Origin of the sequence: Psychrobacter sp. 1Y11, assembly GCF_052259045.1 — a bacterium.
Taxonomy (GTDB): domain Bacteria; phylum Pseudomonadota; class Gammaproteobacteria; order Pseudomonadales; family Moraxellaceae; genus Psychrobacter.
This window is the reverse complement of sequence record NZ_JBQQER010000004.1, coordinates 135,439-147,836: the sequence shown is the minus strand read 5'-3', so window position 1 is coordinate 147,836 and position 12,398 is coordinate 135,439. Positions and strand designations below refer to the sequence as shown.

At 45.9% G+C, this 12,398-nt stretch carries 9 protein-coding genes; all 9 read left to right on the top strand.

Features of this window, described 5'->3' with window-relative positions; genetic code table 11:
- Positions 1 to 47: 47 nt before the first annotated feature.
- The 9 genes from ACTXGJ_RS05135 to ACTXGJ_RS05095 all read left to right on the top strand — a co-directional run bounded on the left by ACTXGJ_RS05135 (position 48) and on the right by ACTXGJ_RS05095 (position 12,396).
- Positions 48 to 1,034 carry a proline racemase family protein gene (locus ACTXGJ_RS05135; RefSeq protein ID WP_439243204.1) on the top strand — a complete coding sequence of 329 codons (987 nt, stop codon included), beginning with the start codon at positions 48 to 50 and terminating at the stop codon, positions 1,032 to 1,034.
- A gap of 67 nt (positions 1,035 to 1,101) precedes the next feature.
- A complete protein-coding gene (locus tag ACTXGJ_RS05130; protein ID WP_439243206.1) occupies positions 1,102 to 2,358 on the top strand; it encodes an NAD(P)/FAD-dependent oxidoreductase in 1,257 nt (418 codons plus the stop codon).
- 147 nt (positions 2,359 to 2,505) lie between these two features.
- Entirely contained in the window at positions 2,506 to 3,372 is an 867-nt protein-coding gene (gene dapA / locus ACTXGJ_RS05125) for a 4-hydroxy-tetrahydrodipicolinate synthase (RefSeq protein ID WP_439243208.1), read from the top strand.
- A gap of 119 nt (positions 3,373 to 3,491) precedes the next feature.
- Entirely contained in the window at positions 3,492 to 4,988 is a 1,497-nt protein-coding gene (locus tag ACTXGJ_RS05120; protein ID WP_439243210.1) for an aldehyde dehydrogenase, read from the top strand.
- A gap of 105 nt (positions 4,989 to 5,093) precedes the next feature.
- A complete protein-coding gene (locus ACTXGJ_RS05115; protein WP_439243212.1) occupies positions 5,094 to 6,542 on the top strand; it encodes an alanine/glycine:cation symporter family protein in 1,449 nt (482 codons plus the stop codon).
- 334 nt (positions 6,543 to 6,876) lie between these two features.
- Positions 6,877 to 10,563, top strand: coding sequence for a DNA polymerase III subunit alpha (gene dnaE, locus ACTXGJ_RS05110; RefSeq protein ID WP_439243214.1), 3,687 nt, complete (start codon positions 6,877 to 6,879; stop codon positions 10,561 to 10,563).
- Between the two features lie 81 nt (positions 10,564 to 10,644).
- Positions 10,645 to 11,043: an Hpt domain-containing protein gene (locus tag ACTXGJ_RS05105; RefSeq protein WP_439243216.1), complete on the top strand. Its 399-nt coding sequence runs from the start codon at positions 10,645 to 10,647 to the stop codon at positions 11,041 to 11,043.
- Between the two features lie 2 nt (positions 11,044 to 11,045).
- Entirely contained in the window at positions 11,046 to 11,924 is an 879-nt protein-coding gene (locus ACTXGJ_RS05100) for an RNA methyltransferase (RefSeq protein ID WP_439243218.1), read from the top strand.
- A gap of 28 nt (positions 11,925 to 11,952) precedes the next feature.
- Positions 11,953 to 12,396, top strand: a complete 444-nt coding sequence (locus ACTXGJ_RS05095; RefSeq protein WP_439243220.1) for a YtoQ family protein — start codon at positions 11,953 to 11,955, stop codon at positions 12,394 to 12,396.
- Positions 12,397 to 12,398: the final 2 nt, after the last annotated feature.

Sequence of the window (12,398 nt, the reverse complement as noted above, 5' to 3'; positions counted from 1 at the left end):
GGTCATACGGAATATAAGTTTTTCACGGATGAATTAGGACGTCGGTCATGACTTCTACACTATTTAATTTCAAAATTATTGACTCTCATACTGGCGGTGAGCCTACCCGTATGGTTTATGACGGCTTCCCTGACCTTGTCGGTGACACCATTCAAGATAAGCTGCATTATTTCAAACAAAACTTCGACCATCTGCGTCAAAGTATCATTCTAGAGCCACGCGGCAATGATGTCCTTGTCGGTGCGCTACTCCTTCCTACATCTGATCCTAAAGCCACAGCAGGCGTTATCTTTTTTAACAATGCTGGTTATTTGGGTATGTGCGGACATGGCACCATTGGCGTCATTGCCTCTTTAGCGTATCAACAACAAATTACGGCTGGCGTCCATTGGCTTGAGACTCCAGTAGGCCTGGTTCAAGCCACACTTCATGATGATGGTAGCTGCAGCGTCCAAAACGTCCCCTCTTATCGTTATAAAAAACAAGTCGAAGTGCAAGTTCCGGGGCTAGGGCTTATCCGTGGCGATATCGCATGGGGTGGTAATTGGTTCTTTTTGGTTAGTGAGCACGGGCAGAATATTCAGGCCAATAATGTAAAAGAGTTAACTCAAGTTACTCTGCAGATTAAGCAAGCTTTAGTCGCTGCTAATATTACAGGCGAAAATGGTGGCGAGATTGATCATATTGAGCTTTTCGCTGATAGCAATAATGCCCAAGTAGATAGCAAAAACTTTGTATTGTGTCCAGGTTCAGCCTATGACCGCTCACCTTGCGGCACCGGTACTAGTGCCAAACTTGCCTGTCTAGCTGATGATAATCGTCTGGAACCTAAGCAGTTATGGCGACAGCAAGGCGTTGTTGGTAGCGTATTTACCGGCAGCTACCAGTATGCCACTGACCTCAAAAGCACCTCTGCGACGACCTATCCTGTAAACACTATTATTCCGACGATTTGCGGCCACGCTTATGTTTGTGCTGAGACCACACTTATCGTTCAAGCAGATGACCCTTTTAAATGGGGCATACCAGCTTAGTCGCTTGAATTCAGTAAGCTGGCAACTATAAGCGCGTAGCATTATTTAAGTACAATCGAGAATATTTATGAATACCTCAGACTTCGACTTACATATTATTGGCGGCGGCATTATTGGCTTAGCTACTGCAGTAACGTTGCAAGCGCGAGGCCTAAAGGTTGCATTACTTGAAGCAAACGAGATAGGACAAGGCGCTTCAATGGGTAATGCTGGACATATTGCCACAGAACAAGTATTTCCTATTGCTGATGCCAGTATGCTGCGCCATATTCCAGCTATGCTCTTTAATCCAGCAGGGACGCTACGCCTAGATTGGCGTTACCTTCCGCGCTTAATGCCATGGGCCATGCAGCTTTTGATGAACATGCGCGCTGAGCCCTTTGAGCGCATCCATCAAGCCTTATTAAACTTAAACCAACACAGCCTGCAATCTTGGCAAGACTTTAGCACTCAATGGCAGCTAAACGACTGGGTGCAGATAAAAGGTTCATTATTAACGGTCGAGAAGCAAAGCAGCGTTGCGCCTCTAATTGCGCATGGCAAACGCCTTAATGATATTGGTGTGATCAACGAATTACTAAACAAACAAGAGTTGTTAGCACGTGAGCCCGCCTTACAGGACAACCAGCTCAATGCATTATTTTTCCCTGATACGGGACATATCACCAATTTAAAAGCGGTCATTAACCAGTTGACAGACACTTTTAGACAATTAGGTGGTCATATCATTGAGCACTGCCGAGTGCTTGAAGCCAGCCTAAACATAGAGGGTATCCACCTGAAAACCAGTCAAGGTGATATCTCAGTATCCAAAGTCATGTTATCTGCAGGCGCACACTCTAAAAATTTGGCCAAGCAGCTCACAGGGGTAAACATTCCCTTAGATACCGAGCGCGGTTATCACTTGATGCTCCCCTGTGAGCGCCAGCGTTTGCAGATACCTGTATCAAGTATGGATAGACGTTTCATCATGACTCCGATGCAAGAAGGTCTGCGCCTAGCTGGCACTGTGGAGTACGCAGGGCTTGAAGCTCCTGCCAATATGCAGCGCGCCCAAATGCTGTTACAACAAGCGCAGCCTATGCTCAAAGCGCCCTTAAATACAGAAGACAGCATGCCGTGGATGGGATTTCGGCCATCGACAGCAGACTCGCTACCAGTCATCGATAAAATTGAGCGGGTATTTTTGAACTTTGGTCATCAGCATTTGGGTTTAACGCAAGCAGTCGTCAGTGCGCAGATGATTGCAGAGTACTATTTTGACGAACCCCATACTATTGACCCAAAACCTTATAAGCTTCAGCGTTTTAAGAGAGGGCCTTAATAGTATCAATACTAATAAAAAACGTTGTGCTAAAACCCTCATATTTGATCCTATGATTTCAATTAAACAACCAAGCAGTTTACTCGTCATTGAATCACAGCTGATTCAATCATCATTAAGAAAACCACTATTAATAAGGATAGTCTCATGAACATAAATGGAATTTTAGTCCCGATCGTTACTCCTTTTGACAACAATGGCGACGTTGATGCGCAAAAGCTAACCAAGCTCGTTGAAGCCTTTATCGATAAAGGCGTTTCCGGCATCGTTGCTTGTGGTACTACGGGCGAGTATTACACCTTTTCAGAAGCAGAGCGCGAGCTGGTCTTAACCACGATCGCTAAAGCTGCTAAAGATAAGGTCACCTTAATCGCTGGCATCAATAGTTTATCAACGGATCACTCTATCGAACTCGCTAAGCAAGCTAAAGAGTTAGGCTATGACGGGCTGATGCTATCTGCCACCCCTTATAGCTTACCTGAGCAAGATGGCGTAATTGCTCACTTTGAAAAAGTCGCCGACGCCAGCGAGCTACCTATCATCATGTATAACTTCCCTGATCGGGTCGGCGTTAGCATCGAGTTTGAGACGGTCGCCCATTTAGCCAAACATCCTAATATCGCCGGCGTCAAAGAAAGTAGCGGCGACTTTAGTCATGCGCTGCGTATGCTGCAAGCTGATTTTGATAATTTTGAAGTGGTTTGCGGCTGTGATGACCAGCCTGTTGATTTCTTCTTTTGGGGCGCGAAAAGCTGGATAGCCGGTGCAGCGAACGTTTTTCCGGCAGAACAAGTAGCACTCTTTAATGCGACCCAACAAGGCGATTGGGATAAAGCCAAAAAAATCATGAGTGAGATTTATCCTGCTATCCACTCTATGGAATCTGGCAACTATAACCAAAAAGCTAAAGCGGGCTGCTTAAAAGGCAGCATGGATGTTGGCTCAGTACGTGTGCCGTTAACTGACATGCCAACTGATGAAAAAGAAGAGTTTCTAGCACTGTTGTCTAAATAGTACTCCGTTTAGTAAAAAAATATTAAGCATAATTAACGCTAAGTTTGATGCCTTATTCAAAATTGAAACCTAAGCTTTCAAACCTACGTTATCAAGCTTAGCCGACAAGGATTAAAAAAATGACCGTTAAAGAACAACTCACTAAAGAACAAGTATTTGAGCAAGCCAAGCAGCAAAAGCTGTGGGCGGGACATCTAATAGCCGCTGACGACTTGTCAGAAGCGACTTTGGACAATACTACTCCAATTGATAATAGCGTGATCGGTCAGATTGCCTCTGGTACTGCCGATGATGTCGATGCCGCTGTAAAAGTGGCGCGCGATAGTTTTGAAAATGGAGAATGGCGCCGTCTAGCGCCTGCAGAACGTAAAGCCATCATGCAGCGTTGGTGTAGCCTAATGCATGAACATTTTGAAGAGCTAGCAGCTTTAGACTGTGTTGATGCTGGCAAGCCGATTACTGAATGCTTGAACACGGACATGCCAGCGACTGTCGAAACTTTTGAATGGTATGCCGAAGCCGCCGACAAGATCTTTGGTAAAGTCGCCCCGACAGGTAACGATGCTTTAGGACTCATCGTCCAAGAGCCAATCGGTGTCGTCGGTGCGGTATTACCATGGAACTTCCCTGCGCAAATGTACGCCTGGAAGGTCGCTCCTGCTCTCATCATGGGTAACTCCGTTATCGTTAAACCTGCTGAGCTAACCTCATTATCAGCTTACCGTTTAACCGAACTTGCCTATGAAGCAGGCGTACCAAAAGAGGCGCTACAGATGGTTTGCGGCCTTGGTGAAAATGTCGGCGCCGCTTTAGGTCAGCACATGGATGTCGACATGGTGTCCTTCACTGGCTCAACTGAGGTCGGACGTTTGTTCTTACAGTATGCCGCGCAAAGCAACTTAAAAGAAATTGTCTTAGAGTGCGGTGGCAAAAGCCCGCAAATTGTTTTTGATGATGCTGCGCTTGATGATGCTGCCATTAACGATATATTATCCGCCGCCTTTTGGAATATGAGTGAGAACTGTAGCTGCGGCTCACGTTTATTAGTCCATAGCAGCCAAAAAGAGCATCTCCTTGATAAGTTAAAAGAGGGACTTAAAGAATGGAAAGTCGGTTCACCTTATGATGTCGATACCGCTATCGGCCCAATGATTGAAAAAGCACATTTTGATAAAGTTTCTCACTATCTCGAGACTGCAAAAGAGGAAGGCGCAACTATCGTTGCAGGCGGCTCTATTCGAGAAGACTTAGGTAGCGGTTGGTATGTTGAACCTACTATTTTCGATGAGGTTACAGCCGATATGACTTTGTTCAAAGAAGAGGTTTTCGGCCCCTTGTTAGCGGTCACTACTTTTGAGAGTGAAGAAGAAGCTATTCAATTAGCCAATGAGACCAATTACGGCTTGGCAGCCTCTTTTTATACGCAAAATATCAAACGCGCTTATCGAGTAGCCTCTGCTATTAAAGCCGGTACGGTTTCGATTAATGGCTTCTCAGAAGGTGATATCACTACTCCGTTCGGAGGCTATAAGCAATCTGGATTTGGGGGTCGTGACAACGGACTTGAAGCGTTGGCACAGTATGCGCAAACCAAAACCATTTGGTTGGTTAACTAGTAGCCCTAGTTGGTTTTTATGTCACCTGATGTTGTGACTGAACAGTGTTTTTTATTATCAGAATAACCCAAGACTTTAGTCACACACTTACAAGGAAGTAAGACTATGGAAGCGATTATCAATACCATCGTCGGTTATATATGGAGCGATGCGTTAGTTTATTTAGCACTCGGTGTCGGTATATATTTCACCATCATGACCCGCGGAGTGCAGTTCCGCTATCTCAAAGAGATGATTAAACTATTATTTGACAAACAAACTTCAGCCCAAGGCATTAGCTCCTTCCAAGCTTTTAGTATGGCTTTGTCGGGCCGTATCGGTGTCGGCAACATTGCTGGAGTCGCTACTGCCATCGCAGCAGGTGGGCCAGGCGCCGTATTTTGGATGATTGTCATGGGCCTGCTCGGTGGCGCTAGTGCCTTTATTGAATCAACGCTTGCACAGGTTTATAAGCATACTGTTGATGATCAGTATCGTGGCGGCTCACCATTTTATATCGAGCGTGGGCTTAAGATGAAGCCTTTTGCTCTTGTCGTCGCTGCTGTGACCTGTTTGTCCTACGGTGTTCTAGTGCCAGGCGTACAAGCAAATACTATTGCTGACTCTTTTAATACCGCCTTTAATCTCCCCCCTATGGCAACTGGTATCATTATCGTAGCACTGCTAGCCTTTATTATCTTTGGCGGTATCAAACGTATTGCAAGCTTTGCTGGTACTGTAGTGCCTTTTATGGCGATTGGCTATATTTTGCTCATGGTTGTCGTCTTAGGTTTTAATGCCTCAAACCTACCCGCCATGTTTGCTCTGATCTTCAAAAGCGCTTTTGGTATGGACGCTGTATTTGGTGGTATTGTCGGCACCGCTATTTCTTGGGGCGTACGCCGTGCGGTCTTCTCAAACGTAGCAGGCGCAGGTGAAGCAACCTTCGGCTCCGCTGCTGCAGAAGTATCTCATCCTGCCAAACAAGGTTTAGTACAAAGCTTTTCTATCTACGTCGATACGGTTCTGGTCTGTACTGCTACTGCCTTGATGATACTATCTACTGGTATGTACAACGTCATTCCTGCAGAAGGTATGGTATTAGTCGAAAACATGCCAGGCGTTGCAGCTGGAACTGCATTTACTCAAGCTGCGGTCTCAACTGTATTTAGCCAATATGGTAGTGCCTTTGTCGCTATCGCCATTTTCTTATTTGCCTTTACCTGTTTAATTGCTTATTACTATATCGCTGAGACTACACTCGTTTATCTAGATCAAAAACTGCGCTACCCTGTTTTAAAAACTGTATTAAAAATAGTATTTTTAGTTATTTGCTTCACTGGCAGTATGCAATCAGTCGGCGTGATGTGGGCGCTAGGTGATATTGGCTTCGGTAGCATGTGTTATCTTAACTTCATAGCTATCTTGTTGCTCAGTAAAACCGCTTTAAAAGTTCTGAAAGATTACGACGAACAAAAGAAGCTGGGACTCGATCCTGTCTTTGATCCTAGGAAGGTAGGTATTGAAAATGCTGATTTTTGGATAGAGTATAGCGATAAATATGATAAACGTTAATCCATAACAGTCTCATTCTTAATTATCCAATAAAAAATCTTCTATATCTTAATGGTTTAGAAGATTTTTTATTGAATGACAAATTATTATCCGTTACTCTCACTGCAGCAATAACGCTTGAAAATGTGGCTGTCAGCGCCAAACAATGCTATCATTAGCGGCTGATATAGAGAGCACTGCCATTTTATTGACAGTATTTTTTATGGATTAAATGCTTGATAATAAGCATTATTTTTCATAAAAATCATCACGGCGTGAAAAAAAACAATAACAAAATAATACCCTTGGCTTATCTCCAACCCGCTTTCTCACCTGGCTTCTTTAAGAGTACTCTATGGCATTTGTACACCTCGGCATTCATAGCGAATATTCTATTACCGATTCTATCGTGCGTATCAAGCCACTAATCAAGGCGGCGGTGGCAGATGGTCAGCAAGCGCTGGCATTGACCGATTTATCCAACCTTTATGCCACGGTGAAGTTTTATCGTGGCTGTTTAAATGCTGGCATCAAACCTATCATCGGCAGCGAAGTCATCATGGATAATGAGGACACGAGACTGACGTTGCTAGCTTTGGATAATGAAGGTTATCAAAACATTACTCGCATCGTCTCGCTAGGCTTCACCGAAGGCCGCGCTGATCCTGCCAATCACGGCACCCCTATCGTCAAGCGTAGCGATATCCTTGCTCATGCTGCAGGCGTCATTGTCTTATTTACCGAAAAATCTGATGTCGGACAGGCGCTGATTGGCTCTATGCCAGAGCGCGCGGATGAGCTCCTTATTGAATGGCAGGCCAAGTTTGCCGATCGCCTATACTTTGCAATAAAACGTACCAATCGCAGCGGCGAAGACGCGTTTATTCAAGCGGCTATTCATGCTGGCGCTAAGCATCGTATTGCCCTAGTTGCTCACAACGACGTGCGTTTTTTACAGCAAGAGGACTTCGATGCTCATGAAGCGCGCGTGTGTATTGCCGGCTCTTACGTCTTAGCAGATGCCAATCGTCCACGAAATTACTCTGATGAGCAGTACCTAAAAACTCAAGCACAAATGCAGCAGCTGTTCGCTGATATTCCGCAAGTTATCGATAACACTATGCGCTTAGCGACGCGTTGTAACGTTACCTTAACCCTCGGTATTAACGTGTTGCCTGATTTTCCTGTGCCTGAGGGCGAAACCATCGAGTCGTTTTTTCGGGCTGAGTCGCAGCGCGGTCTTGAGCACCGACTGGACAAGCTGTTTCCTGTTGTCGAGCGTAATGAGAGCTGGAGTGACTTTCGTAAGCAGTACGATGAGCGCTTAGAATATGAGCTAGGTATTATCTTATCGATGGGCTTTCCTGGTTACTTCTTAATCGTTATGGACTTTATCCGCTGGGCAAAAGCCAACGGCGTGCCTGTCGGTCCGGGGCGTGGCTCTGGTGCCGGCTCCTTAGTGGCCTATGCACTGAACATTACTGATCTTGATCCCATTCATTATGATTTATTGTTTGAGCGTTTTTTGAACCCCGAGCGGGTATCGATGCCGGATTTCGATATTGACTTTTGTATTGAAGGGCGCGACCGCGTCATCGATTATGTAGCGCAAACTTATGGCCGTGAGGCAGTCTCGCAAATCATCACCTTCGGTACTATGGCGGCCAAAGCGGTGGTGCGTGACGTGGCGCGAGTACAAAGCAAGTCGTACTTTTTAGCCAACAAAATCTCTAAGCTCATCCCTAAAACGCCTGGCATCACTCTCAGCCAAGCGCTAGAGCAAGAGCCGCAGCTCAAAGACTTAATCTCTAACCCTGATAATATGGATTATGAAGATGCCATTGAGATCTGGGAGATGGCGATTAAGCTTGAAGGCGTGTGCCGTAACGTCGGTAAGCATGCCGGCGGCGTACTCATCGCTCCGCATAGGATCACCGATTTTAGCGCGATTTATTGTGATGACGAGGGTCACCGTGTCAGTCAGTTTGATAAAGATGATGTTGAAGATGTCGGACTAGTGAAGTTTGACTTTCTGGGACTGCGTAACTTAACTGTCATCGATGCGGCGGTGAAAAACATCAATGAGCGCCGCGCTCGTGAAGGTAAAGAAGTTTTAGTATTAGAAGATTTGCCACTAGACGATAGCAAAGCCTATAAACTACTGCAAGATGCCAAAACTACCGCCGTGTTTCAGCTTGAGAGTATGGGTATGAAAAAGTACCTAGCCAAGTTGCAACCAACGAATATCGAAGATGTGATCGCGATGTGCGCCCTCTACCGTCCCGGTCCTCTCGATGCTGGCATGGTAGAGATGTATATCGACCGTAAGCATGGCCGCGAAGAAGTCATCTACGATCATCCCAATCTTGAACCGATACTGCAAAATACCAATGGCGTTATTGTCTATCAAGAGCAAGTGATGCAGATCTCGCAGGTGATGGCCGGTTACAGTCTCGGCGGCGCAGATATGCTGCGCCGAGCTATGGGTAAAAAGAAACCTGAAGAGATGGCCAAACAGCGCGATATCTTTGTCACTGGTGCCACCGATCAGGGTATCGATGAGGTCACCTCAGGCGGTGTTTTCGACTTGATGGAGAAGTTCGCCGGTTATGGTTTTAACCGCTCGCATTCTGCCGCTTATGGGGTGCTCGCTTATCAGACCGCTTATCTTAAGCGCTACTATCCAAGCGAATTTATGGCAGCGGTACTCACCTCAGATATGAACAACACCGATAACGTGGTGTTCTTTATCAATGATTGCCGCGAGAACTTTGGCTTAACCGTCATTAATCCTTCGGTTAATCGCAGCGCTTGGCATTTTGTCGCTGATACCCCGACCAATATCATCTATGGCTTAGGTGCAATCAAAGGCGTCGGTGAAGGCGCGGTTGAATCTATTGTCGAAGCGCGTCGCCTTGATGGACCTTTTACCGACTTATACGACTTTTGTCGCCGCGTCGATATTAAAAAAGTTAATAAGCGCACGCTTGAAGCTTTGGTTAGTGCCGGCTGCTTTGATGACTTTGCTGCCACGTTGCGACCTGACCTGCCAGACGATGCTGCTTACGAGATACGCGGGGCATTGATGAGTCAATTGCCAAGTGCAGTGCAAGCCGCTGAACAAGACCGCAAAAATGGCGAGCTTGGTATGATGGATTTGTTCGGTGAGATGGACAGCGTGGTTGCTGCGCCGCCGCTGAAAATGACCCCTGAACTGATTTGGGGCGATAAGCATCGCCTAAAAGCCGAGAAGAATACTTTAGGCCTTTATCTTACCGGTCACCCGATTAATGAGTATTTAGATGAGCTCAAACGCTACACTTCAGGGACGCGGCTCAACAAACTCACCGACACTGGTTATAACGGTAGCTGTTACTTCGCGGGTCTTATTATCGACATGGCAAACTTCGGTAATCGCCATGTCATTACTTTAGATGACGGTACCTCACGGCTTGAAGTCAGCTGTTATGCTGAGCGTTTCAATCGCGTCAAAGAGCAGCTAAAAGTCGATGAAGTGGTCATCATCAAAGGCAGTATCCGTGAGCGTGATGGACGCCTATTCGCTCGCCTTGATAATGCGATGACGATGGTCGATGCGCGTCTGCGCTGGCTAAAAAAAATCAGTATCAAAGTGCACCATGAAGACCTCAAACTTCTGGCCCGCCTGCAGCCTTTATTAAAATCGGCACAAGCTGACATCATCCCAGCGCCAAGACTGTCTCATTATGGCGAAGATGATGAGCTAGAGGGCGACGCTCAAAACTACTATGATAGCGCTATGGGCGCAAGCTTATATGATGAAGAGGGCAATGATCTTATGGCTTTAGAGTCTCATACTGCTAATGGTGATGAAGATAATTTCACTTATAATGACAGCGTCATGAACGATAACTGTACGCCTCTTGGTCTCAGCGTTTACGCCGATTATGGCATTGCGAATGTCGGTTTATCAGAGCATTGGCGTGTCTATCCTAATGATGATAATCTACAGCAGCTAAAGACGATGATTAGTGAGGATAACCTGCATTTTCATTACAACTAATATTTGCACTGCTAATGGTAGTATTGGCCGTTAGTAAATTCAACTTAAGTAACCTTTATACCCTTATTGGACCTTTTTATCATGACTGATGCTGAGTACAAAAATATTAACACCATTGGCGATAGCTTCAATAGTCTCCCTCAAGTCATCATCGATGATGCTCAATTCGAGGAGATGCGCGACTTACTAGAAGAGGACTTTGTCGATTTAGTACAAACCTTTATTGACGATAGCAAACAGCGAATTGTGCTGATGCAAGCGGCGCAAGTCAATAATGATAATGCCAATGGCTTTGAGTTCGCCCATGCCTTAAAGGGGGCTAGTGCTACCCTAGGCGCTACGCAGTTAGTAACGCTCAGCGAGCAGCTAGAGAGCGCTTGTCGTAGGCAGCAGATTAGCAACCAAAGTGAGCTAATTACGCGCTTGTCAACCGCACTTTTGGACGTCGAACAAGAGATCAACCAACGTTTAGGGTTATAGATATGACGTCCACTCCTTCTGCATCCGGCGTCCTAAAAGTTAGCGATTATTTATCCTGCCTGCAAGTCGTGATGGTCAATACTACCCTACCTGCCAATATCGGTTCAGCAGCGCGGGCCATGCATACTATGGGTTTATCTCATTTAACTGTCGTCGATCCTAAGCTGCCAATAGATGAAACTAGTGTCTCCCACGCAGCAGGTGGTAGTGAAATATTGGCAGCCGCTCACATCGCACCCACTTTAGAAGAAGCGATTGGCGATTGTCAGTTAGTGTTTGCCGCTAGTAGTCGTAGTCGTCATCTTCCGCGTCCCGTGGTGACCCCCGTGCAGGCGGCTAAAATCATGTTAGAGTTTATTGATGCGCAAACGGATATTGGTACTCAATCCAAGCTATCAGCAGCAAGCCAACCTAAGATTGCAATCCTCTTTGGTCGTGAAGATCGTGGCCTAACCAATGAGGAGCTGGCCTTTGCCGATTTTCATATCCAAATCGATGCCAATCCTGACTACCCGGTGCTCAATGTCGCCTCAGCGGTGCAAGTCATCGCTAGCTTTATCTTTGCCTATGCGCAAACTCATAAAGCGAGTGCTAATCCTAAGCTCATTGATAAGAGCAGTGATGACGAGGACCAAGCTGCCGCCTCCTTAGTCAATACTTTTATCCGTCAGCAATGGGATGAGCCCGCTATCACTCAGCAGCAATTACAAAAGCTCACTCAGCGCAGTACTGAACTGATGGTGGCACTTAATCTCGCTGATAGTGATCACTTAAGATCACTGCCAGCACGTCTATCGCGACTGGGCTCACGTCTGCAGCTTGACCAAAAAGAATATCAGCTATTGAGTGCTTTGATAGCTAAACTCTCAAAGGATTACTAACCTTATAGAAAACTAAATGGAGTTCATTATGAATTGGACAGTTTACTTATCTGGTGAGATTCACACAGACTGGCGCGAGCAAATCATGCAAGGTGCAAAAGATCATGGCCTAAATATTGAATTCACCTCGGCCGTGACTGATCACGACGCTAGCGATGCTGCGGGTGATGTACTGGGTGAGAACGACAAGCAATTTTGGCGCGATCATCAGTCGTCTAAGGTCAACTCCATTCGCACTAAAACCTTAATTCAGAACTGTGATATTGCCATCATTCGCTTTGGTGATAAATACAAGCAGTGGAACGCAGCCTTTGATGCCGGCTTTTGCGCCGCTTTAGGCAAGCCGTACATCACTCTACACAACGATGATATTATTCATCCGCTAAAAGAAGTCGACGCGGCCGCTATGGCATGGGCACAGACCCCAGAACAAATTGTCGAAATCCTTAAATATACCACTAGCAATACTTAAGC